Source organism: Pseudomonas sp. DD1 (assembly GCF_044510355.1).
Classification (GTDB): Bacteria; Pseudomonadota; Gammaproteobacteria; order Pseudomonadales; family Pseudomonadaceae; genus Aquipseudomonas; species Aquipseudomonas shahriarae.
This window is the reverse complement of the sequence record NZ_MSAJ01000029.1, coordinates 1-25,108: the sequence shown is the minus strand read 5'-3', so window position 1 is coordinate 25,108 and position 25,108 is coordinate 1. Positions and strand designations below refer to the sequence as shown.

16 protein-coding genes are annotated in these 25,108 nt (G+C 61.6%); 2 read left to right on the top strand and 14 right to left on the bottom strand.

Annotation, left to right across the window (positions count from 1 at the left end):
- Nucleotides 1–4 precede the first annotated feature (4 nt).
- The gene (locus PSFL_RS16525; protein WP_170059511.1) at nucleotides 5–712 is read left to right on the top strand and encodes a DUF3142 domain-containing protein; all 708 of its coding nucleotides are present in this window, start codon (nucleotides 5–7) and stop codon (nucleotides 710–712) included.
- Nucleotides 713–757: 45 nt separating this feature from the next.
- Here the strand turns inward: PSFL_RS16525 and PSFL_RS16520 are convergent, their stop codons facing one another.
- From PSFL_RS16520 to PSFL_RS16455, 14 genes are all read right to left on the bottom strand, one after another.
- Nucleotides 758–3,211 (bottom strand): TonB-dependent siderophore receptor, encoded by a 2,454-nt coding sequence (locus PSFL_RS16520; RefSeq protein WP_397470281.1) that lies wholly within the window; start codon nucleotides 3,209–3,211, stop codon nucleotides 758–760.
- A gap of 227 nt (nucleotides 3,212–3,438) precedes the next feature.
- Nucleotides 3,439–4,395 (bottom strand): FecR domain-containing protein, encoded by a 957-nt coding sequence (locus tag PSFL_RS16515; RefSeq protein ID WP_397470280.1) that lies wholly within the window; start codon nucleotides 4,393–4,395, stop codon nucleotides 3,439–3,441.
- Complete coding sequence (locus PSFL_RS16510) at nucleotides 4,392–4,901, bottom strand: sigma-70 family RNA polymerase sigma factor (protein ID WP_273871362.1); 510 nt, start codon at nucleotides 4,899–4,901, stop codon at nucleotides 4,392–4,394. Before PSFL_RS16510 ends, PSFL_RS16515 begins: the two co-directional genes overlap by 4 nt.
- A 73-nt stretch (nucleotides 4,902–4,974) precedes the next feature.
- Complete coding sequence (locus PSFL_RS16505) at nucleotides 4,975–6,420, bottom strand: efflux transporter outer membrane subunit (RefSeq protein WP_120731179.1); 1,446 nt, start codon at nucleotides 6,418–6,420, stop codon at nucleotides 4,975–4,977.
- Nucleotides 6,417–7,475: an HlyD family secretion protein gene (locus PSFL_RS16500; RefSeq protein ID WP_057438939.1), complete on the bottom strand. Its 1,059-nt coding sequence runs from the start codon at nucleotides 7,473–7,475 to the stop codon at nucleotides 6,417–6,419. The genes PSFL_RS16505 and PSFL_RS16500 overlap by 4 nt, the downstream gene beginning before the upstream one ends.
- A gap of 25 nt (nucleotides 7,476–7,500) precedes the next feature.
- Nucleotides 7,501–9,036, bottom strand: coding sequence for an MFS transporter (locus PSFL_RS16495; protein ID WP_057438938.1), 1,536 nt, complete (start codon nucleotides 9,034–9,036; stop codon nucleotides 7,501–7,503).
- Nucleotides 9,037–9,268: 232 nt separating this feature from the next.
- Nucleotides 9,269–10,189 carry a LysR family transcriptional regulator gene (locus PSFL_RS16490; protein ID WP_057444856.1) on the bottom strand — a complete coding sequence of 307 codons (921 nt, stop codon included), beginning with the start codon at nucleotides 10,187–10,189 and terminating at the stop codon, nucleotides 9,269–9,271.
- Nucleotides 10,190–10,243: 54 nt separating this feature from the next.
- Nucleotides 10,244–11,092: an ABC transporter permease gene (locus tag PSFL_RS16485; RefSeq protein WP_057438937.1), complete on the bottom strand. Its 849-nt coding sequence runs from the start codon at nucleotides 11,090–11,092 to the stop codon at nucleotides 10,244–10,246.
- A gap of 12 nt (nucleotides 11,093–11,104) precedes the next feature.
- Nucleotides 11,105–11,956, bottom strand: coding sequence for an ABC transporter ATP-binding protein (locus tag PSFL_RS16480; RefSeq protein WP_169960025.1), 852 nt, complete (start codon nucleotides 11,954–11,956; stop codon nucleotides 11,105–11,107).
- Between the two features lies 1 nt (nucleotide 11,957).
- On the bottom strand, nucleotides 11,958–12,983 hold the full coding sequence (locus PSFL_RS16475) for an ABC transporter substrate-binding protein (RefSeq protein ID WP_057438936.1): 1,026 nt from the start codon (nucleotides 12,981–12,983) through the stop codon (nucleotides 11,958–11,960).
- Between the two features lie 14 nt (nucleotides 12,984–12,997).
- Nucleotides 12,998–13,882, bottom strand: a complete 885-nt coding sequence (locus PSFL_RS16470) for a TauD/TfdA family dioxygenase (protein WP_057438935.1) — start codon at nucleotides 13,880–13,882, stop codon at nucleotides 12,998–13,000.
- 233 nt (nucleotides 13,883–14,115) lie between these two features.
- On the bottom strand, nucleotides 14,116–15,474 hold the full coding sequence (locus PSFL_RS16465; protein ID WP_115129340.1) for an HlyD family type I secretion periplasmic adaptor subunit: 1,359 nt from the start codon (nucleotides 15,472–15,474) through the stop codon (nucleotides 14,116–14,118).
- Nucleotides 15,467–17,623, bottom strand: coding sequence for a type I secretion system permease/ATPase (locus PSFL_RS16460; RefSeq protein ID WP_057438933.1), 2,157 nt, complete (start codon nucleotides 17,621–17,623; stop codon nucleotides 15,467–15,469). The genes PSFL_RS16465 and PSFL_RS16460 overlap by 8 nt, the downstream gene beginning before the upstream one ends.
- Before the next feature lie 41 nt (nucleotides 17,624–17,664).
- Nucleotides 17,665–19,011 carry a TolC family outer membrane protein gene (locus tag PSFL_RS16455; RefSeq protein ID WP_057438932.1) on the bottom strand — a complete coding sequence of 449 codons (1,347 nt, stop codon included), beginning with the start codon at nucleotides 19,009–19,011 and terminating at the stop codon, nucleotides 17,665–17,667.
- Between the two features lie 339 nt (nucleotides 19,012–19,350).
- Between PSFL_RS16455 and PSFL_RS16450 the strand changes: the two genes are divergently transcribed.
- Nucleotides 19,351–25,108: retention module-containing protein (locus PSFL_RS16450; protein ID WP_397470279.1), on the top strand; the 5,758-nt coding region annotated here is incomplete at its 3' end.

Here is a 25,108-nt window from a genome sequence, read left to right as displayed (position 1 = left end):
GCCGGTGAAAGGTTTCTGGCTGGCGCTGCTGGTACTGGCGAGCCCGGCCTTCGGCGCGGTCGATGCCCGCGACTATGAGGCCTTCTGGCTGTGGAGCGGGGTCGCGCCACAGCCGGTGCTCAAGCAGGCCAAGACGCTGTACATCCTCCAGGGCCAGATCAACTCGACCCGCCGCCAGCCCTCACGCGGCGTGCAGTTCATCGCCCAGGGCATGAGCGTGCCGCGCATCCGCCAGGGCGAAGTGTGGATTGTCTACCGCGCCCACACCTTGCGCTGGCCAGAGCCGGTCTACACAAAAATGCTCGGCCAGGTGCAACGCTGGCGCGCAGCGGGCAACCCGGTGGTGGGCATCCAGATCGACTTCGACGCCCGCACCCAGTACCTGCATGAATACGCCGACTTCCTCAAAGACCTGCGCCAGCGCCTGCCAAAGGATTTGCGCCTGAGCATCACCGGCCTGATGGACTGGAGCAGCAACGCCGACCCGGCCGCCATCGCCCAGCTCAAGGGCGTGGTGGATGAAGTGGTGGTGCAGACCTATCAGGGCCGCCACAGCATCCCCGATTACGCGGCGTACCTGCCACGGATGAACCGGCTGGGAATGCCGTTCAAGATTGGCTTGATCCAGGGCGGGCAGTGGCAGGAGCCGGGGTATTTGCAAGGAAATGAGTGGTTTCGGGGGTATGTGGTGTTTTTGCAGAATCCGGGTTGACCCCCTGTAGGAGCCGGCTTGCCGGTTCCTACAGGGGGTAGCGTCTTACCAGTCGTAAGTCAGGCTCGACACCACCGTACGCCCTTCGCCGTAGTAGCAATCCAGATCGCTGGTGCACTGCGACACATAGGTTTTATTGGCAAGGTTCTGCACATTCATCGCCAACTTCACGCCTTTAAGCTTGAGAGCCGAGGCGCCCAGGTCGTAGCTCAGGCTGGCATCGTAGACGGTGTAGGACGGCACCGTGAACGCGCCGGCAACGTAGTCACCCATGCTGCTGCGCGTGTAGCGGGCCCCCAGGCCTGCGCCGAGACCAGCCAGCGGGGTGTCACCGATCACGGTGTAGTTGACCCACAACGCGGCCGTCAGGGGTGAGATACCGGCCGGGTGGCGGCCTTCGCGACCTTCGTTGTCCTTGGTGTACTTGATGTCGTTGCGCGCCGCCGAAGCGACCACATCCCAGGAATCGTTCAGCACCGCCTTGGCTTCGAACTCGACGCCGCGCGAACGCATGGCGCCGCTCTGGCTGCTGAAGTTACTCGGCGGGTTGGCCGTCAGGATGTTTTCCTGGTCCAGTTGATAGACCGAGACCTGCACAAAACTTTCCTGGCCCGGTGGCTGGTACTTCACCCCGACTTCGTACTGGTTGCCGGTGGACGGGTCGAAAGGCTTATGGTTTACATCGGTGCCGGACAGCGGCAGGAAGGACTCCGAGTAACTGATAAACGGCGCCAGGCCGTTATCGAACAGGTACACCAGGCCCGCACGGCCGGTGAAGGCCTGATCCTTGCTGCTGGTGCGATCGTCGCTCAGCGGCGCCTTGTTGACCACATTGGCCCAGTCATAGCGCCCACCCAGCACCAGTGCCCATTTGTCCCACTTGATCTGGTCCTGCACGTACAGGCCGGTCTGGGTGATGGTGTTGTCCCAGCGATACGGCTGGCCGAAATTCAGCGGCTGGCCATACACCGGGTTGAATAGATCAATGATCGGTGGGGTGCGGTCGTAGAGGCCGAGGAACCTGGAGTTGAAGTGGTAGTAATCCAGGCCCACGATCAGGGTGTGGGAGAACTCGCCAGTGGTGAATTCGGCCTGGGCGATGTTATCCACGCCAATCACTTTGTTGTTCTGCCTCCAGTCCACGCCGAAACGTTGCAGGTAGCGTTGATCCATGGCGCCAGTGGTCGGGTTGGCGACAAAGCGGTAGCCGTGCAACGGCGCCACATAGCGGTCGTCCACTTCGGCATAGCGCGCGTTTTGCTTGAGGGTCCAGGTGTCGTTCAAGCGATGGGACAACTCGTAGCCGAAGGCGAATTGTTCGCGGTTGTACTTGTTGACGCCCGGCTCGCCGATAAAAACATCACGGTCGATCTTGCCGTTGGGGTTGCGCCAGACCGTGCCGGACGCGGGCAGGCCCTGGGCCTCGGGCAAGCCCTTGTCTTTCTGGTACTGGGCGAACAGGGTCAGGCTGGTGTCGTCGTTGGGCCGCCAGGTCAGGCTTGGCGCAATGAATTGGCGGCGGTTTTCGAAGTAGTCGATCTCGCCTTGCTCGTCCTTGAGGCGCCCGGTAAGGCGATAGAAAAACTGCCCTTGATCATCCAGCGGACCACTGAGGTCGATGGCCGCGCTTTTGTGCTCGTAGGTGCCGGCTTCGAGTACCACCTGGCGCACCGGGGTCTCGCTGGGACGCTTGCTGACCATATTGACGATGCCGCCGGGCTGGTTGTGCCCGTACAGCACCGACGCCGGGCCTTTGAGCACCTCGATGCGCTCCAGGGAATAGGGCTCGATCTGCAACGCTCCGCCGGTACTGCCGCCGCCATAAGGCAGGTGTAGACCATCGAGGTACAAGGGTGTCGGCGAGAAGCCACGGGATGTCGGTTCGTCGAACAGCTTCACCCGGTCGGAGAAGCCGCCGGCACTCATGCCAGGGGTGTAGAGCAGCGCCTGGGTCACGCTTTGCGCGCCGCGCGCCTTGATTTCGGCGGCGCTGATCACGTTGATGGTCTGGGGGATTTCCACCAGCGCCGCATCAGTCTTGCTGCCGGTGGCGCTGCGGGTGGCGACGATGCCGTCGACCGGGCCCCAGGCGTTTTCCTGGTGCTGCTGGGCGCTGATCTGGGTCGCCCCCAGTTGCATCGCGCCGTCCCCCGCGAGGGCCTGCACCGACCAACCGCTCCCCGCCTGCATCGCCACCAGGCCGCTGCCGGCCAACAAGCGCTCCAAGCCCGGCCCGGTGGCATAGCGCCCCTGCAAGCCAGAGCTGCGCTTGCCGGACGTCAGTGACGCATCCACCGAGAGCAAAATCCCCGAAGCGCTGGCGAAACGGTTCAACACCTGGTCCAGGCTGCCGGCAGGGATGTTGTATTGGCGCAAGGCTTCGCCGGCGCTCTCCTGGGCCTGGACCAGGGTCGGGACAAGCGGCACAGTCGCCAGCACACTGACAAACAGGCCACGACGCAGGGCGCGGGCCAGGGGTTGGATTGGATGGTGCGGCATTGCAGGACTCCCCGTGAGAACGCTTCTTGATTGGCTTTCAAGAGGTAACCCGGACGGGATTGGAAAACCGACAAAGAAAAATGGAAAAAAATGCGGCCACTGACTTTCCACACCAAAACACCCATCAATGTAGGAGCTGGCTTGCCTGCGATAGCGGCGTATCAGTGACAGATGGGCCAACTGACCCACCGCTATCCCAGGCAAGCCAGCGCCCAAAGTTGATCGAGTCAAACCCTGGCTTTGAGGGTGACCCAATAGCGGGTCACCGCCTGTACCCGCACCGGCAGTGAGCGCTCAAGGGCGGCGAGGATCGCGTCGGTGTCATTCAGCGGAAACACGCCGGTCAGTAACAAGCCGGAGATGGCCTCGTCACAGCGCAACAACCCCGGGCGATAGCGACTCAGCTCAGCCACAAACCGCCCCAGTGGCTGGCGTTCGGCAATCAGACGGTGCTGGGTCCAACTGCTGGCGTTGGCATCCAGCGCGGTCACTGCCGAGGTCTGTGTCGCACTGAACCACAGTCTGTCACCCGCCTTCATCAGCACCGGCACACCCTGCACCGGGCGGACCTGTAAGCGCCCTTCATAGAGGTCGACGCGGCTGCCGTCGTGCAGTTCGCGCACGGCAAAGCGGGTGCCCAGGGCCTGGATATCGCCCGCGGTGGTTTCGACGATCAGCGGCCGGGATGGGTCGTGGCCGCTGGTCAGCAGGATCTCGCCGCGAATCAAGCGGATGCGCCGCTCAGTGGCACTGAAGCGCAGGTCGACGGCGCTGTCGCTGTTGAGGTCCATCTGGGTGCCGTCGCTCAGGGTCAGGTGGCGAATCTCGCCGGTGGCGGTGCGATGCTCGGCAAACGCCGCCTGCCACGGCTGGCTGCCCTGGACCAGGTAGCCGCTGCCGCCGGCCACCAGCAACAGCCCAAGCAGTTTCAACGCCGCCCGACGCTGGGGGTCCGGCGCGTCACGCAACACCGCGCGGGCGCTGTCGGCGGGGACGCCGCCCAAGGTCTGCTGCAACTGCTGCAAACGCTGCCAGGCACGACGATGCTCCGGGTCGGCGGCCTGCCAACGGGCAAAGGCCTGGCGCTGGGCCCCGTCGAGTTCGCCGCCCCATTGCAGCATCAACCACTCGCTGGCCTGCTCGACCACAGCCTGGGCAATCGGCGCGTCATGGCGGGCTCTCATTCTTCGTAGACCACCTGGTAGCAGGCGATGATCGCGCGGGTCATGTACTTCTGCACCGAGCTGACCGTCACCCCCAGGCGTTCGGCGATCTGCGCGTAGGTCAGGCCTTCGAACTGCGACAGCAGGAACGTGCGGCGCACGTTCTCGGGCATGCGGTCGAGCATGGCGTCGATCTGCATCAGGGTTTCGAGGATCAACGCGCGGGTTTCCAGGCTCGGCGACTCGGGTTCCGGCAAGTGGGCAATGCTTTGCAGGTAGGCGCGCTCGATGCGCAAGCGGCGCCATTGGTCGATCACCAGGTTGCGGGCGATCTGCGTCAGGTAGCTGCGGCTTTCTTGGGCACCGGGAAAACGCCCCGACACCAGCAGGCGCAGGAAGGTGTCTTGCGCCACGTCGGCGGCGTGCTCGCGGTCGCCCAGGCGCTTGCGCAACCAGCCTTGCAGCCAGCCATGATGGTCGCGGTACAGGAGATGAAGCTGTTGCTGGCCGTCAGTCGCGGTGTCCATGAATTGCTCGGATACACTATTGAGAGCAATTATCATTACAGCTTGTATCGCGACTGGCAAAAAACTTTATCTGTTACCGCCCGGCGGTCTGCACCGGATACACCGACTCCCAGCCCCCGCCCAGCGCCTTGTACAAGCCGACCATGGCCAGGGACACGCCGGTGGAGCTTTCCACCCATTGCTCCTGGGTCGCCAGCAACGCGCTCTGCACCGTGAGGACGTTGACGAAATCCACCACCCCTTCGACGTATTGGTGCTGGGCGGTGTCCAGGGCGATCTGGTTCTGGCGCACCGCTTCGGCCAGGCTGTCACGGCGCAGTTGGCTGGCGTTGTAGCGGGTCAACTGGTCGTCGATTTCATGCCAGGCGCGCAGCACAGTCTGCTGGTACGCCAAGGCCGCTTCCTGCTGCTGGGCTTCGCGCAGGTCGAGCATGCCCTGCAGGCGGCCACCGTTGAACAGCGGCAGGCTCAGCGACGGGCCGAAAGCAAAGGTGCGCGAGCCCCAGGAGCCCAGATCCGACAATTGCATGGCTTGGGAACCGAGGCTGCCCGACAGGGTGATCCGTGGGTAGAAGTCACCTTTGGCCACACCGATGCTGGCGGTCGCCGCATGCAGGCGCGCCTCGGCCTGGCGGATATCCGGGCGGCGCTGTGCCAGTTGCGACGGCAGGCCAATCGCAACCTGGCGCTGGGTCTGGGGCACCGCGGCGTCCGGCGACAGCTGCGCATGCAAGGCTTGCGGAGCCTGGCCCATCAAAAGGCTCAGGGCATTGATCAACTGGTCCTGGCGCTGTTGCAAATCCGGCAGGCGCGCTTCGATGGCGGCTACTTGCGCAGCGGCTTCAGCGACATCCAGGTGAGTGGCCACGCCATCGGCCAAACGCAGTTGCGAGAGCTTCAGGCTACGGCGCGCCACGTCGAGGTTTTGCTCGGTGACCGCACGGGTGCTTTGCACGCCGCGCAGTTGGATGTAGTCCTGGGCGGTCTCGGCCAGCACCGATAGCAGCACCGTGCGGCGGTCGTTTTCCGCCACTTGCAGGGTGGCGTCGGCGGCTTCGGTTTCACGCCGTACCCGGCCCCAGAAGTCCAGTTCCCAGGAGGCGGCGAAACCGGCGTCCCACAGGTTGAAGGCCGAACGGCCGTTGTTGCCGGATGGATCGCTCAGGCCGTTGGCGCTATTGCGTTTGCGCCCGTAGTTGCCATCGGCGCTGAGCTCTGGATAGCGCCCGGCGGTCGTCACCTGGCGTACTGCGCGGCTCTGTTGCAAGCGGCTGCTGGCCAGTTTCAGGTCGAGGTTGTCGGTCAATGCCCGGCGCACCAGGGCTGACAGTTGCGGGTCGTGGAACACATCCCACCACTGTTCTTCCAACGGGTCGCTGACCGCGCGGCTGGCGGCCTGGCGGCCCTGGGGCTCGGCCCATTGCGTCGCTGGCTGGGCATCGGGCCGTTTAAAATCTGGGCCGACGGTGCAGGCACCCAAGCTAATCAGGCTGAGAGTAAGCAGCGCGAGTTTTCTCATTGCTGCGCCACCTCACGTTGCTGCGCAGTGGGATGGGTATTGACGCTGGCCTCCACCGACATCCCGACCCGCAGGCGATGGACCTGTGCCTGACCCGGCTCCAGGATGATTTTCACCGGGATGCGCTGCACCACCTTGGTGAAGTTGCCGGTGGCGTTGTCTGGTTTGACCGAGGCGAAGGTCACGCCCGTGGCCGGCGCCAGGCTTTCCAGGTGGCCGTTGAGGACTTCACCGTCGAGGCTGTCGACCCGCACTTCAACCGCCTGGCCGGCGTGCATATGGGACAGTTGGTTTTCCTGGAAATTGGCCACCACATAGGCGTCGGCCAACGGCACCACGGCGAGGATCTTGCTTCCCGGGGTGACAAAGGCGCCGACCCGTACCGCCCGCTCGCCGACCATGCCATCCACCGGCGCGACAATGCGCGTGTACGACAGTTGATAGCTGGCCATTTCCAGCGCCGCCTGGGCGCGTTTCAAGCCACCTTCGGCGGCATCGCGCTGGGCGCTGAGAATCTCCACCTGCTTGCGTTCGGCGGCCAACACCGCCGTGGCGTTGGCCAGGCGTGCGGTGGCCTGGTCGATGCGGGTCCTGGCTTGCTGGGCGTTCTGCACCGTACCGGCGCCGACACCGGCGAGGTGGTTGTAGCGGTTCAATTCGTGCTCGGCAAAGGCCACTTCGGCGCGATCGGCGGCCACCGTGGCCTGGGCCTGGGCGATCACCGAGCTTTGTCGCTCAAGGGTGGCCACCGCATTTTTCAGCTGGGCCTGGGCCATCAGGGTCTCGGCATCGGCGGCCTGGGCGGCGGCGCGCAAGTCACGGTCGTCGATCAGCGCCAGCAACTGCCCGGCCTTGACCTGTTGGTTGTCTTCCACCAACACCTCTTTGATAAACCCGGCGACCCGTGGCGCCACCAGGGTGTAGTCGGCGGCGACGAAGGCGTCGTTGGTGGTCTGGCGCTTACTGCCAAACACACCCGGCGCCAGCAGGTACACCAGCACGCCCACGGCGAATAGGCTGATAACAGTCACGGCAATCTGGTCTTTGCGTTTCATAAAAATCCTTGGTCTGCGTCAGCAATCAAGCGGGTGCGCGCGGCGGAAAAATCCGCGTCGGCATCCAGAAAATCAGGAGGATCAACGCCACCGCGACACCGGCCATGACGTAATAAAGATCCGAAGAAGTCAGCACTACGGCCTGCTGGTGCAGCCGGTGGGCCAGGCCCGTGGCGTCGCTGTCGGCCAGGGGCGAGTTGCCCAGGGCGTCCACCAGCATGGTCGAGTGGAAATGCAGGCGGTGGGTGGTCAGCACCTCGATCACCCCGGTGGCGACCACCGCCGCCAGGCCCTTGACCGTGTTGAACCAGGCCGAGGCAAACGGCCCGTCGGCGGGCACGATGCTGCCGGTGGACAACATCAACAGCGGCAACACCGCCATCGGCTGCCCGAAGATTTGCAGCAGTTGCAGCACGTAGAACTCATCACGAATCCACGCCGAGGTCAGTTGCGCGCCGCCGATGCACGACAAGGTCAGCATGCCCAGGCCAATCCCCAGCACCCAGCGGCAGTCGACCCAGCGCAGGTTGCACAGGGCAGCCACCAGGGGCAGCGCGATCAGTTGCGGCAGGGCCATGATCAGCATCACCGGCGCGGTTTGCAGCGGCCGGTAGCCCTGCACCTGCGCCAGGTAGCTGGACGGCAGGATGATCACCGCCTGCAACACCACCAGCACCCCGGCCAGCACGATCAGGGCAAAGGCCAGGTTGCGCAGGCCAAGCATCTGCAGCTTGAAGAACGGCATCGGGTGTGACCACTCATTGAGCATGAACAGCACCAACAACAGCACCCCGCCTATCAGCAGCGTGGTGATCAGCGGCGACTCGAACCAGTCCAGGCGGTTGCCCTGCAAGATGCCGATCACCAGCATGCAGATCGCCGGGAAGCCCAGCAGCAGGCCGCGCCAGTTGAACTGCTTGAGGCGCTCCAGGCGCAACGGGTCCTGGGGCAAGCCATAGGCCACGGCGGCCATGGCCAGCAGGCACGGCGCGACGATCTGCCAGAACGCCCACTGCCAGCCGACGTATTCGGTCCAGAGTGCTGCCAACGGCGTGCCGAGGCTGGGGCCGAAGGTGGCGGTCAGGGCGTAGCCGGCCAGGCCGTAGAGTTTGACGTTGGCCGGCAAAAACCGCAGGGCCACGGTCATCAGCATCGGCGGCAACGCGCCGCCGGCCAGGCCTTGCAGGGTGCGCAGCACCAGCAGGCTTTCGTAGTTCGGCGCCAGCGGGCAAAGCACCCCCAGCAGGGTAAACAGGCCGATGGCCCACAGGGTGAAACGGCGCAGCGAAAACGTCACCGAACACCATGGGGCAAAGGCCATGGCCGAGACGGAGGTGGCGGTGTAGGCCGCGACCAGCCAGGTGCCTTCGTCAAACCCGATGTACAGCGCACCGCGAATATCGGCGAGGGCGACCTTGGTCACCATTTCGTTCAGGCCCGAGACCAGCACCGCCAGCAGCACGCCGACCAGGCCGATGATGATCCGTGGGCCGAACACAGGGGGGCTGACGGCGGCGGGTTTGGCGGTGGCCAAGGGCGCGGGGGCAGCGAGGGACGTCATGAAAGTACAACTCGGCAATAGAATACCCGAGCAGTTTAATAAGGCTTAGACATGACGAAAACTGACTTATCGGAAGGTTATAACTGCACCAGGCGCAATGATTGAATGTGGGAGGTGGCTTGCCTGCGATAGCGGTGTGTCAGCTAAGGCATCTGTCACTGACACACCGCTATCGCAGGCAAGCCAGCTCCCACACAAGCCAGGCTAGCTCCACACATTTTGATCGTGGTCGTCAGGTGGGTTGGGCTTCGCGCCAGGTCGCGGCGCAGCTTTCGCGCATGGTTTCGCGCAGCCATTTGTGCGCCGGGTCTTTGTCGAAACGCGGGTGCCAGGCCTGGGTCAGGACCAGGGTCGGCAGGGAAATCGGCAGGGTAAATGCGCGCAGTGGCAGTTTCAGGCGATTGGCGCTGTAGAGCGCTTCCTTGGGCACCGGCAGTATCAGGTCGGAGTCAGGCAGCATAAACATCGCACCGTGAAAACCCGGCGCGATCATCGCCACCCGGCGTTCCAGGCCCTGGGCGCTGAGGGCGGTGTCGATCGGTCCTCGGGCGATACCGCGCCGCGAGATGCTGATATGGGAATAGCTGGCAAAGCGCGCAGCGGTGATTTCTTCGTCGAACAACGGGTGGCCTTCGCGGGCCAGGCCGACGAAGGTGGTGGAGAACAGGTTCTGCACCTTCACTTCCGGGGTAATCGGCATGGTGTTGCCGACGCGCAGGTCCAGGCGCCCTTCGCGCAAGGCTTCGTCATCGCTGTCGCCTTCCGGGACAAAGCGCAGCTCGCAATGGGGCGCCACCCGCTCCATGGTGTCGAATAAACGACCACCATACACGCCGACAAAAAAGTCATTGGCGCGCACGCTGAACCGCCGGCGCAAGGTGCTCAGGTCGACCTCGTCCGCCGAGCGGAACAACAACGCCGCCTGCTCCACCACGTTGCGCACCTGGCCTTGCAACTCCAGGGCCTTGGGCGTGGGCACCAGACCGCGACCGGCGCGCACCAGGATCGGATCGCCCACCGCTTCGCGAATGCGCGTCAGGGTGCGGCTCATCGCCGCCGGGCTCAGGTTCATCCGCCGCGCGGCACCCACCACGCTGCCCTCGTCGAGCAAGGCGTCGAGGGCCACCAGCAGGTTCATATCCGGTAATTGCATGCCAAGCACTCGTGATGGGTTTGGAGTACAGCGCACGCAATCGTAGCAGGCTTTTTAGCGCTGCATGCCCCAGCGCTTCACGGTGACGCGCTCGAGGGTATCGAACACCAGGTTTTCCACGAGCAGGCCGATCAGGATCACCACCGCCAGCCCGGCAAATACCTTGTCGGTGTACAGCTCGTTACGGTTCTGGAAGATGTACCAGCCCAGGCCGCCTTTGCCGCTGGTGGCGCCGAACACCAATTCGGCAGCGATCAACGTGCGCCAGGCAAAGGCCCAGCCGATCTTCAAACCGGCGAGGATCGACGGCAGCGCCGCCGGGATCAGGATAAACAGCACAAAGCGCATGCCCTTGAGACCGTAATTGCGCCCGGCCATGCGCAGGGTTTCCGACACCCCCATAAACCCCGAGTAGGTGTTGAGCGCCAAGGCCCACAGCACCGAGTGCACCAGCACAAAGATCAGGCTGTTCTGCCCCAGGCCAAACCACAGCAACGCCAAGGGCAACAGGGCAATCGCCGGCAGCGGGTTGAACATCGAGGTCAGGGTGCTCAGCAAGTCACGGCCCATCTGGGTCGAGACTGCCAGGGTGGTCAGGGCAAATGCCAGGACAATCCCGATCAGGTAGCCCTTGAGCAGCACCACCAGGGAAATGCTGACCTTGCCCAGCAACTCGCCACTGGCAATGCCGTCGTAGAAGGCGTGGAAGGTCTGCAAGAAGCTGGGCAGCAGCAGATCGTTGTTCTGATAGCGCGCCGCCGCCTCCCAGAGGATCGCCAGCACGATCAGGATCAGGCCCTTGCGCAGCCAGCCTTGTTGCCACAGGCGTTGGCGCAGGGGTAAAGCGCGCTCCACGGGCACGCCGGGCAGCGGTTGCAGGGTGATTTCATATTCCTGGCGCATGGGCACGGTCCTTCAATAAGCGATGCGGATATCGGCGAAATCCAGTTCGGTTTCTGCCTCGGGCGACTCATCGAACAACAGGCGATGAATACGCCGCGCCGACGCCTGGAACGCCACACCGCCGAGGCTGTGCAGGTCGTATTGATGGCTGTGGATTTCGGCGCGCACGCGCCCTGGATGGGGCGACAGCAGCAGGATGCGGTTGCCCACCACCAGTGCCTCTTCGATGGAGTGGGTGACGAACAACAGGGTGAAGCGCACCTCTTCCCACAGCAGCAGCAGCTCCTCCTGCATCTTGCGCCGGGTCAGGGCATCGAGGGCGGCGAAGGGCTCATCCATCAACAGGATTTTCGGCTGCATGGCCAATGCCCGGGCAATCGCCACCCGCGCCTTCATGCCACCGGACAGGGTGTGCGGATAGGCGTCGGCAAAGGCGCTCAAGCCAACCTTGTCGAGGTAGTACAACGCCCGCTCCTCGGCCTCGCGGCGCTTGAGGGTCTTGGACGCCAGCAACGGGAACATCACGTTCTGCTTGACGGTTTTCCAGGGCGGCAGTTGGTCGAACTCCTGGAACACCACGATGCGATCCGGGCCCGGTTGCTCGACCTTCTGCCCCAGCAGGCGAATCTCGCCTTCACAGGGTTTGATAAACCCGGCCACCGCCTTGAGCAACGTGGACTTGCCGCAGCCCGAAGGCCCCAGCAGCACGAAGCGGTCGGCCGGGTCGATCTCGAAACTGACCTGGTGGGTGGCCCGCACCACCCGTTCGGGGGTGCGGTATTCCAGGCTGACGTGATCCACCGCGAGCAAGGCTTGGGCGGTAATCAGGTTGCTGGCCGTGTGGCCTTGCAAGGGCGCGTTCATCTCAGCTCCCTTGCAGCGGCTTGGCATCCTGGAAGAAGTAATCCTTCCACGATTCGGGTTTGTGCTTGATCGCGCCCACGCGGTAGAGGAATTCGGCCAGCGGATAGGTGTTTTTCGGGGTGACACTGAATTCAAACTGCGGGTTATCGATGATTTTCAGCAACGCGGCACGGTCGATCTTGGCCTTGGTTACCCGAATGTAAGTGTCGGCGGCGGCGCCCTTGTCGTTCTGGGCGAATTGCGCGGCTTCGGTCAGGGCATCGACAAAGGCTTTGTAGGTTTTCGGGTTGTCATTGCGAAACTTCTCGGTGGCGAACAACACGGTCGGCGAGTTCGGCCCCAGCAGGTCATAGGTGTTGAGCACCACATGCACGTTCGGGTTGGCCAGGGCCTGGTCCTGGAACGGCGGGTTGGAGAAGTGCCCGGTCAGCTCGGTACCGCCGGCGATCAGCGCGGCCGTGGCGTCCGGGTGCGGGACGGCGATGGTGTACTTGTCCAGGCGATTGAACTCCTTGTCGCCCCATTGCTTGGCCGCGGCGTATTGCAGGAACCGCGACTGCACGGAAACGCCCACGGCCGGCACGGCGATGCGGTCTTTCTCGGTGAAGTCGGCGATGGTCTTGACCTTGGGATTGTTGCTGACCAGGTAGTACGGGAAGTTGCCCAGGGAGGCCACGGCCTTGACGTTTTGCTTGCCGTGGGTGCGGTCCCAGATGGTCAGCAGCGGGCCGACACCGGCACCGGCGATGTCGATGGAACCGGAGAGCAGCGCGTCATTGACCGCCGCGCCGCCGGACAACTGGGTCCAGTCGACCTTGATGTCGATGCCTTGCTGCTTGCCGTATTTCTCGATCAGGTTCTGGTCGCGCACCACGTTGAGCAGCAGGTAAACGATGCCGAACTGCTCGGCAATGCGAATCTCGCCTTCGGCCTGGGCGACAGTCGGGGCAACCAGACTGCCGGCCAACAGGCTGACGCCAAGGCCCACAGTCGCGGCCAATCGTGCAAAGGGGGTTTTCCTAGACATGGTCATGCTCCGAATCAGAAGGGGGCGTCGCCCTGGATAGTGGTGCGAAACAGCTTGCGGCGCAGGTGGCTGGGGCAACCGGCGGCCAGGTGGATCAGCGAGCGGTTGTCCCAGAACACCAGGTCGTGGGGCTGCCAGCGGTGGCGGTAGATGTTTTGCGGATGGATGCTGTGGGCGAAGAGCTGGGCCAGCAGGTCGCGGCTTTCGTCTTCGGGCAGGCCGACGATGCGCGTGGTGAAGCCCTCGCTGACGAACAGTGCCTTACGGCCGTTTTCCGGGTGGGTACGCACCACGGGGTGCACCACTTCGGCGACCTGGGCCAGTTGCTCGGGGGTCAGGGTTGGGCGCCAGTTGCCTTCGAATTTGGTTTCGCTGTAGCGCGCGGTGTAGGAATGCGCAGCGCTGCGGCCTTCCACGGCTTTGCGCAGATGCTCGGGCAGCTGGTCCCAGGCTTTGTGCATGTCGGCAAACAGCGTATCGCCGCCTTCGGACGGCAGCTCCTGGGCGTGGAGCATCGAGCCCAGGCTCGGCAGTTCCTTGTACGACAGGTCCGAGTGCCAAAACTTGCCCGCATCACCCAGGCCGATGGATTGGCCGTTCTCGATGATGTTGGAAACGATGAGGATTTCCGGGTGGTTGGCCAGCAGGAACTGTTTGAGCACATGGATCTGCAACACGCCGAAACGGCGGCTGAAGGCGATCTGTTGCTCGGGGGTGATGCGCTGGTCGCGAAACACCACCACATGGTGGTCCAGGTGCGCACGGTGGATGCGGGCGAAATCCTGATCGTTGACCGGGCGCGACAGGTCCAGGCCGATGATCTCGGCGCCTACGCTGCCGGGGAATGGGCGGATGTCGAAGGTTTGGGCGGTGGGCAAGGCGGCTGTGGCGGTGGACATGAGATCACTCCCTGGCAGTCAGGAGAGTGACTTTATAGATATAAGAATCGGAATTTAAATATCGTTAGAGAATAACGATATGGCCTTTTTGCGGTAGGGCTGAGGGATGGGGTGAAGTTGAGGGCCCCTTCGCGAGCAAGCCCGCTCCCACATTCGACCGATTTCCAACATAGGAATGCGGTTGAGTGTGGGAGCGGGCTTGCTCGCGATGAGGCCCGCCCAGACACTGAAGATCAACGCTCCTGCAGCGACTCCGCCCGGGCCTTGATGATGGGCTTGAGCAGGTAGCTGAGGATGGTTTTCTTGCCGGTAATGATATCGACCGAAGCGACCATGCCGGGGATGATGATCAGCGGCTTCTCATCGGTACCCAGGTGGCTGCGGTCGGTGCGCAAGGTGATCATGTAGTAGGTGGTTTTCTTGTCTTCGTCGGTGATGGTGTCGGCACCGATGCGCTCCAGCTTGGCCTTGAGGCCGCCGTAGATGGTGTAGTCATAGGCGGTGAACTTGACCACGGCCTCTTGTCCCGGGTGCAGGAAGGCAATGTCTTGCGGGCGGATCTTGGCTTCCACCAGCAGGGTGTCGTCCAACGGGACGATTTCTACCATGTCGCTGCCCGGCTGGATCACCCCACCGATGGTGTTGACCAGCAGTTGCTTGACGATCCCGCGCACCGGCGAGGTGACCAGGGTCCGGCTCACCCGGTCTTCGAGGGCTTTGCCGGTGGCCTGGGCCTTGTTCAAGTCGGTGCGGGCTTCGTTGAGCTCGGTCAGGGCTTCACTGCGATACTTACCGCGAGTCTCGTCGATCTTGCGCTGTACTTCCTTGATCGCCGAGTCGGCACGGGGGATGGCCAGGGTAGTGGCGTCCAGTTGGCCACGGGTTTCCATTTCTGCGCGCTTGAGGCGCAGTACTTCCACCGGCGACACCGCACCCTGGGCGACCAGGGGTTCGGACATGTTGATTTCCTGGCGCTGCAACGACAGCTGGTTACGGTACTGGCTCTGTTTGGAGGTGTACTCGCGCATTTCTTGCTGGCGCTGGGTCAGTTGCTCCTGCAAGCCGCCGATTTCGTCCTTGAACTGCTGGCGCCGGCTTTCGTACAGCGACTGCTCGTTGATGGCCTGGGTGGGCGCAGCGGCCCGCACATCTTCAGGGATGTTCAACGGCCGGTCTTCGACCTGGGCGCTCAAGCGCTCGATACGCAACAGCAGGGACAGGCGCTGGGCCTCGGTTTCCCCGGCGTTGGAGACAAAACGTGTGTCGTCCAGGCGAATCAGCGGCGCGCCGGCTTCGACGATCTGCCCTTCCTTGACGAACAGCTCGGCAACGATGCCGCCTTCCAGGTTCTGGATCTTCTGCAGCTTGGAGGAAGGAATGGCCTTGCCGTCACCGCGCGTGACTTCGTCGACCTTGGCAAAGCCGGCCCACAGCAACATGCACAGGAAAAACCCGATGATCCCCCAGATAGTCAGCCGCACCACGCGCGGGGCATCTTCGATCAGGGCCTTCTTGACCTCTGGCAGTGGCTGGCCGTCCAGCGAATCGGAACCGATAAAGTAACGACGGACTGCGTCCTTGAATTTACGCAACACTGATCTGCCCCTTCTTCAACGCTTCCATCACTACGGCTTTCGGACCATCGGCGAGGATTTGCCCACGGTCGATGACCAACAAGCGGTCCACCAGGGACAACAGCGACGCCCGGTGTGTCACCAGCACCACGGTCTTGTTTTCCACAACGGATTGCAGGCGCTGTTTAAGGCGTTCTTCACCGGTGTTGTCCATGGCGCTGGTCGGTTCGTCCAGCAGCAGGATAGGCGGGTTGAGCAGCAGGGCACGGGCCAGGGCGACGTTTTGTCGCTGACCGCCAGAGAGGTTCTGGCCTCGCTCGCCCACTTGCAGTTCGTAGCCTTGCGGGTGCAGACGGGCAAATTCGTGGACGCCGGCCAGTTCGGCGGCTTGCAGCACCACTTCGTCTTCAACGTAGCGGGCGCCGGAGACCAGGTTGTCGCGCAGGGTGCCGGCCAGTAGTTGAATGTCCTGAGGCACATAGCCGACGTTGTGGCGCAGTTCGCTGACGTCGATCTGGCGAATGTCCACACCGTCCACCAGCAAGGCGCCGGAGTCGGGCTGGTAGAGGCCGACGATCAGTTTGGCCAGGGAGCTTTTGCCCGAACCGCTGCGCCCGATGATGCCAATTTTCTCGCCGGGCTTGATCACCAGGTTGATGTTCTTGAGCGCCATGTTCTGCTGGTTGGGGTAGGTAAAGTTCAGGCCCCGGCACTCGATGGCACCTTGCAGGGTGCGGCGGCTCAAGGGGCGCTCTTCGAAGTTGCGCTCCTGAGGCAGTTCCATCATCTGGTCGGTGGAGACCATGGTGACTTTGGCCTGCTGGTAGCGGGTCATCAGGCCCGACAGCGACGCCAGGGGGCTGAGGGCGCGGCCACTGAGCATGTAGCAGGCAATCAGGCCGCCCATGCTGAGGTTGCCGCCGATGATCTGGTAGACCCCGAAGACAATCATGATCACACCCGCCAGTTGCTGGATCAGCAGGGTGATGTTCATCGACAGCCCAGAGAGCATTTTCACCCGCAATTCAAGGCGGCTGAGGGTGCCAATGGTCTGCTCCCACTGGTACTGGCGCTCGCTTTCAGCGTTGTTGACCTTGACCGCATCCAGCCCGGCCAGGGTTTCGATCAGGCTCGACTGGCGCTCAGAGGCCAGGGCCATGGTGCGTTCCATGGTGGCGACCAGCGGTTTTTGCAGCAGGTAACCGATGCCCAGGGCAATCGGGAAAGCCAGCATGGGGATCCACACCAGGTGCCCGCCGAGGATGGCGATCACCATGAAGATCAGCAGGGTGAACGGCAAGTCGATCAGGCTGGTGAGGGTCAGGGACGCGAGGAAGTCGCGCAGGCTCTGAAACTCGTGGATGTTCTGGGCGAAACTGCCGACCCGCGCCGGGCGGTACTTCATCGACATGCCGACGATCCGCTCGAACAGCGTGGCCGAGATGATCAGGTCGGTTTTTTTGCCGGCCAGGTCCAGGCACAGACTGCGCAAGCTCTTGAGGACCAGGTCGAAGACGTAGGCGATGAAAATACCGGTGGCCAGCACCCACAGAGTGGCGGTGGCCTGGTTCGGCACCACGCGGTCGTAGACGTTCATCACGAACAGCGGCGCGGCCATGGCAATCAGGTTGATCAGGAAACTGGCAGCGATGGCATCGGCGTAGAGCCAGCGCGAACGCTTGAGGGTGTCGCGAAACCACGAACGGGCCCGAGGGATCAGGGTGCCGTGGCTGACATCGAATTTGTGCTGGGGCTGGGCAAAAAACACTTTGCCGATGTAGTCATCGGCCAAGGCTTGACGCTTGACGATGGTTTCACCGCCATCGCTTTCGCTGAGCAGCACCTGGGCCTCGTCTTCACCCTGCCAGCCGAGCAGCACGGCACTCCGGCCGTCCTTGAGCAACAGCAGCGCCGGCATGGCAATCGCAGGGATCGAATCGAGTTTGCGTTGCAGCAGCCGGCCTTGCAAACCGGCGCGGGCCGCGGCCCGGGCCAGCAAATCGGCGGTCAGCTGCTGTGACGGCAATGGCAGACCGGTGGTCAGCATTGCCGCACTGGCAGGCTTCTGGTGCAGGGCGCAGAGAGCCAACAACCCGTCGAGTAACGGGTCGTCGTGCAATGTGCGTGGATCATGACTGAGATGGACTCGACTAACTTCTGATTCCACGCGGGCTCTCTCAACTAACGGATGGGTCTATAAGGAATAGCTCAATTCATCCCCGGCAGTTGAACTTTCGGCTTCACATCGTTCTGGACGACGGAGGCCATCGGTGCGACCACTCCCTGGCTCTTGAGCAACTCGCCCATGGTCGCCTTGATTCGGTACTGAGTAAATAACTGAACGTTTTTTATCTCTTCCAAACGACGCGAAGCGGTGAACAGTTCGTTTTCACTGTCGAGCAAGTCGAGCAGGGTCCGCTCGCCCAGGCTGAATTGCTTCTGGTAGGCGCCGCGTACTTTGCTGCTGTGGTCGACGTATTGCTGGGCAATCGGCACCTGGGCATTGGCGTTGTTCATGGCGTTCCAGGCCAGGCCCAGTTCTTCGTTCAACTGGCGCAAGGCGTTGTTGCGGATATCCAGGGCCTGGTTGGACTGGTAGGACTTGGACTCCAGCTCGGCTTTGTTGCTGCCACCGGCGTACAGGTTGAAGCGCATACGCAGCATAGCTTCCCAGCCATTGTTGTGGCTGGCGTCGCCGTCGATGTTGTTGTCGGCGTTGCGGCCCAACTCGGCGTCGAAGCGTGGGTAGAAGGAAGACTTGGCGGCTTCGTATTGTTTTTCGGCGGCGGCGATGTCGGATTCGGCCGAGCGCAGGATCGGGCTGTTATCCAGCATCTGGCGACGTGCTTCGTTCAGGTCTGCAGGCAGCATCGCCATGAAGCTGGGCGGGCGCTCCAACTGATCGGCTTCCTGGCCGACAGCGCTCAGGTAGTTGGTCTGGGCATCGGCCAGGTTGGTCTGCTCGGTGATCACGTTGTTGCGGGCCTGGGCCAGACGGGCTTCGGCCTGGTCCAGGTCAGCCCCGCTGCCGACGCCGCGCTGGGTGCGCAACTTGATCTGGTCGTAAATGCGCTCGTGGTTACGCAGGTTGTCTTCAGCCAGGCGCACGAATTCACGACGGGTCAGGACGTCCAGATAAACCTGAGCTACCGTTAATGCAGTGCGCTCGGAAGTGCCAAGCAACGAAAACGCGCGGGAGTTAACGGTGGCTTGTTGACGCCCAACTTCACTGGAGGTGGCAAAACCGTCAAAAACCATTTGCTGCAGACGCAGGCTCGACTCACCGCGATTGAGGGTGTCCCAATGGCCACCACGGGCACGGGTGGACGAGCTGTCGGTGCCTTCACGGCCATAACCGGCGTTCAGGTCGACACGGGGCAGGTAACCACCCTTGGCCGCACGCAACTGATAGTCAGCCGCGATACGAGCATTGACACCTGCCTGAATCTCAGGGTGCACATCCAGCGCTTGCTGCATGGCCTGGGGCAGGGTTTGGGCTTGAACGAAACTGGCGGCGAGAACGAACGGTATTGCCTTAAGCAGGTGCAAACGCATTTAAGAATCCCCAGGACTTCTTGTCTCAAGTCACAGCAACTTGGCGTGCTGCGTTAGAAAATGGCTACCGTAATGACCGTACGTCGGAAAGTTCAAAAGCGGAACTGGTTCACACATGTAGGACGGTTCGCCGCGTGAATATCAATGTGACATTAGCGAGGCGATTGTTTAGGATGGCGCCAAGAAGGTCAATAGTTTGGCATAAAGTAAATAGCCAAAAAATACAGCCAATTATTTGACGTCATTCGTTTTATAAACTACGCACCTCCCAGGCTGATGAATCCCATCGGATCTCAGCCCTAGGAACACCCACAGAATGGATCGCCGGAGAAATCTTCAATGAGCAGTGTTGTTGCCATCGTCAAAAGCATTGTTGGCCAAGTTTTCGTCATTTCTCCGGAAGGGGCCCGCCGGGTGCTTGTTGAAGGTGATCGCCTTTTCGCCGGCGACCAGATAGACACCGGTATGTCGGGCGCAGTCAGCCTGGAGCTGGCCGATGGCCGTACTCTGGACCTGGGCCGTGACACCCAGTGGAGCGCCACCGCGCCCGACTCCAGCACGGACCTGGCACAAGCCACCGCACAGGCTGCACCTTCGGTTGCCGAACTGCAGCAGGCAATCGCCGCCGGCGCTGACCCGACCACCGACCTGGAAGCCACCGCCGCAGGCGCGGCAGCTGCTGGCACCGGCGCGGCGGGGGGCGGTCACAGCTTTGTGATGCTCGATGAGACCGCAGGCTCGGTTGATCCGACCATTGGTTTCCCGACGGCTGGCCTGGGTTTCGGTACCAATGCGTTGACCAACGAACTCGGCGGGCAGCCGACCGACCCGCTCACGGCAGCACCTTTGCCGTCGACCCTGTCCCTGAGTGCCACCCCGACCATCACCGAAGCCGGCGGCGTGCTGACCTACACCGCCACGGTGACCCAGCCGTCTACCAGCAACCTGACCGTCACCCTGTCCAACGGCGCGGTGATCACCATCCCGGCCGGCCAGGTGACTGGCTCCGTGAATGTGCCCCTGGCGCCTAATGACAGCCCGTACATCGACCCAGGCCAGATCAGCGTCACCGTCACTGGCACCACCGGCGGTAACAACCTGATCGTGACCGTCGACCCGACGCCGGCCGTCACCCAGATCACCGACACCATCGACACCACCACCGTGACCCTGACAGCAGGCGAAACGGTGACCGAAGGCGGTCAGATCACCTACACCGCGACCTTGACCAACCCGGCGCAGACGCCCGTCACCATTACCTTGAGCAACGGCTCGGTGATCAACATCGAGGCAGGTAAGTCCACCGGTACAGTGGTGGTCGAGACACCGGCCAACGACGTCTACAACAATGGCAGCACGGTCAGCACCACCATTACCGGGGCAACCGGTGGCAACTTCGAAAACCTGGTGCCCAACGCCACACCAGCCGTCACCACGATTACCGATTCGGTCGACGACACCGGCGTGACCCTCACCGCCACTAACACCGTCACCGAAGGCGGCCAGATCACCTACACCGCGACGCTGACCAACCCGGCGCAAACCCCGGTGACCGTGACCTTGTCCAACGGCTCGGTGATCACCATCAAGGCCGGCGAGTCCGTCGGTACCGTGGTGGTCGACACCCCGGCGAACGACGTCTACGTCAACGGCAGCACCGTCACGACGACCATCACCGGCACGACCGGTGGCAACTTTGAAAACCTGGTGCCCAACACCACGCCAGCCGTCACCACCATCACCGATTCGGTCGACACCACCACCGTAACCCTGACTGCGCCAGGCGATGTCAGCGAAGGCGGCCAGATTACCTATATCGCCACGCTTTCCAATAAAGCCGACACTGACGTTACGCTGAAACTGGATAACGGTTCGACCATCATCATCAAGGCGGGTGAAACCGTCGGCTCCGTCACCGTCGATGCTCCAGGCGATGATGTTTTTGTCGACAAAAGCACGCAAACCGTAAAGATCGTCGAGACTACTGGCGGTAACTTCGAAAAACTGGAAGTGGCCGGTAATGGCGCTACCACCACCGTCAACGACACTATCGACAAGGTCGATGTGGTCCTGACTGCGACTACCACCGTGGGCGAAGGCGGTAATATCGTCTACACCGCGTCGCTGGTGGACAAGGCAGGTAACCCGGTCACCAACACCACCAATCCGTTGACCGTGACGCTGGACAATGGCCAGACCATCACCATTGGTGTCGGCCAATCCGCTGGCACTGCCACCACTGTTGCGCCGAACGACGTGTATGAGGGCAACCAGACCGTCACCACCGCTATCACCAATGTGACCGGCGGCGCGCATTTCGAAAACCTGGTACCTGGCACCACGCCGGTCAACACCACCGTGACCGACACACCCGGCACCACCGACACCACCACCATCACCCTGACCGCACCAGGCGAGGCCGACGAAGGTGGCAACATCACCTACACCGCGACCTTGAGCAACAAGGCCGGCAGCGACCTGACCCTGACCTTGAGCAATGGTGACGTGATCATTATCGCCAAGGGCGAGACGACAGGCCAGGTGACGTCCAAGGCACCGAGCGACGACGTATTCAAAGATGCAGGTCCGATCAACGTCACGATCAATCCGGACATCGTGGGTGGTGGCTTCGAGAAGCTTGATATCGCACCGGGTGGGGCGACGACGCAGATCAACGACACTATCGACAAGGTTGATGTGGTCCTGACCGCCACCAAAACTGTGGGTGAAGGCGGCGAGATCGTTTACACCGCTACCTTGGTGGATAAAAACGGCGCGCCGGTGACTAACATCACCAGCCCTGTGACCGTGACCCTGGATAACAACCAGGTCATCACCATTGGTGTGAACCAGTCGAGCGGGACTGTCTCGGTTGTGGCACCGGATGATGTGTACAAAGGCGACCAGACTGTTACTACCGGCATTAAAGAAGTCACCGGTGGCGAGCACTTTGAAAACCTGGTTCCAGGTACTGACAAGGTCACTACGACTGTTACTGATACCCCAGGTACCGATAACACCACGACAGTGACGCTGACTGCTCCGTCGGAAGTGAGTGAAGGTGGCCAGATCACTTACACCGCCACCTTGAGCAACAAGGCTGACACTGACGTCACCTTGACACTCGATAACAAACAAACCATCACCATCAAGGCCGGTGAAACTGTCGGCACCGTGACGGTAGATGCTCCAGGCGATGACGTGTTCGTTGATAAGAGCACCCAGACTGTCCAGATTACCGGGACTGACGGCGGCAACTTCGAGAAGCTCGTGGTTGCTGGCAATGGCGCGACTACCACCATCAACGACACCATCGACAAAGTCGATGTGGTCCTGACCGCCACTAAAACTGTGGGTGAAGGCGGCGAGATCGTCTACACCGCCACCCTTGTGGATAAAAACGGCGCGCCGGTGACCAACATCACCAACCCTGTGACTGTGACCCTGGATAACAACCAGGTCATCACCATCGGTGTGAACCAGTCGAGCGGGACTGTCTCGGTTGTGGCACCGGATGATGTGTACAAAGGCGACCAGACTGTTACTACCGGCATCAAGGAAGTAACTGGTGGCACGCACTTTGAGAACCTGGTTCCAGGTACCGATAAAGTCACCACGACTGTTACTGATACCCCAGGTACCGATAACACCACGACAGTGACGCTGACTGCTCCGTCGGAAGTGAGTGAAGGTGGCCAGATCACTTACACCGCCACCTTGAGCAACAAGGCTGACACTGACGTCACCCTGACACTCGATAACAAACAAACCATCACCATCAAAGCGGGCGAAACAGTCGGCACCGTCACCGTTGATGCCCCTGGCGATGACGTGTTCGTCGATAAGAGCACCCAGACCGTCCAGATCACAGGGACTGACGGCGGCAACTTCGAGAAGCTCGTGGTTGCTGGCAATGGCGCGACTACCACCATCAACGACACCATCGACAAAGTCGATGTAGTGCTGACCGCCACCAAAACTGTGGGTGAAGGCGGCGAGATCGTCTACACCGCTACCTTGGTGGATAAAAACGGTGCGCCAGTAACTAACATCACCAACCCTGTGACTGTGACCCTGGATAACAATCAGGTCATCACCATTGGTGTGAACCAGTCGAGCGGGACTGTCTCGGTTGTGGCACCGGATGATGTGTACAAAGGCGACCAGACTGTTACTACCGGCATTAAAGAAGTCACCGGTGGCGAGCACTTTGAAAACCTGGTTCCAGGTACTGACAAGGTCACCACGACTGTCACTGATACCCCAGGTACCGATAACACCACCACCGTCACCCTGACCGCGCCAAGCGCCGTCAACGAAGGCGGCACCATCACCTACACCGCCACCTTGAGCAACAAGGCTGACACTGACGTCACCTTGACCCTCGATAACAAGCAAACCATCACAATCAAGGCCGGCGAAACTGTTGGTACCGTCACCGTTGATGCTCCAGGCGACGACGTGTTCGTCGACAAGAGCACCCAGACCGTCCAGATCACCGGCACCGACGGCGGCAACTTCGAGAAGCTCGTGGTTGCTGGCAATGGCGCGACTACCACCATCAACGACACCATCGACAAAGTCGATGTAGTGCTGACCGCCACCAAAACTGTGGGTGAAGGCGGCGAGATCGTTTACACCGCCACCCTTGTGGATAAAAACGGCGCGCCGGTGACCAACATCACCAACCCTGTGACTGTGACCCTGGATAACAACCAGGTCATCACCATCGGTGTGAACCAGTCGAGCGGTACTGTTTCGGTTGTGGCTCCGGATGATGTGTACAAAGGTGATCAAACCGTCACGACCGGTATTAAAGAAGTCACCGGTGGCGAGCACTTTGAAAACCTGGTTCCAGGTACTGACAAAGTCACCACGACTGTCACTGATACCCCAGGTACCGATAACACCACGACAGTGACGCTGACGGCTCCTTCGGAAGTGAGTGAAGGTGGCCAGATCACTTACACCGCCACCTTGAGCAACAAGGCTGACACTGACGTCACCCTGACACTCGATAACAAACAAACCATCACCATCAAGGCCGGCGAAACCGTCGGTACCGTCACCGTTGATGCCCCTGGCGATGACGTGTTCGTCGACAAGAGCACCCAGACTGTCCAGATCACCGGGACTGACGGCGGCAATTTCGAGAAGCTCGTGGTTGCAGGAAACGGCGCAACGACGCAAATCAACGACACCATCGACAAGGTCGATGTGGTCCTGACCGCCACTAAAACTGTGGGCGAAGGCGGCGAGATCGTCTATACCGCGACCTTGGTGGATAAGAACGGCGCGCCGGTGACCAACATCACCAGCCCTGTGACCGTGACTCTGGATAACAACCAGGTCATCACCATTGGTGTGAACCAGTCGAGCGGGACTGTCTCGGTTGTGGCTCCGGATGATGTGTACAAAGGCGACCAAACGGTTACTACCGGCATCAAGGAAGTCACCGGTGGCACGCACTTTGAAAATCTGGTTCCTGGGACTGACAAGGTCACCACGACTGTTACTGATACCCCAGGTACCGATAACACCACGACAGTGACGCTGACGGCTCCGTCGGAAGTGAGTGAAGGTGGGAAAATCACCTACACCGCTACGCTTTCTAATAAAGCGGATACCGACGTCACCCTGACGCTGGACAACAAGCAAACCATCACCATCAAGGCCGGCGAAACCGTCGGTACCGTCACCGTTGATGCCCCTGGCGATGACGTGTTCGTTGATAAGAGCACCCAGACTGTCCAGATCACCGGGACTGACGGCGGCAACTTCGAGAAGCTAGTGGTTGCCGGCAACGGCGCGACAACGCAGATCAACGACACCATCGACAAGGTCGATGTAGTGCTGACCGCCACCAAAACCGTGGGTGAAGGCGGCGAGATCGTTTACACCGCCACCCTTGTGGATAAAAACGGTGCGCCAGTAACTAACATCACCAACCCTGTGACTGTGACTCTGGACAACAACCAGGTCATCACCATCGGTGTGAACCAGTCGAGCGGGACTGTCTCGGTTGTGGCTCCAGATGATGTGTACAAAGGTGATCAGACCGTTACTACCGGTATTAAAGAAGTCACCGGTGGCGAGC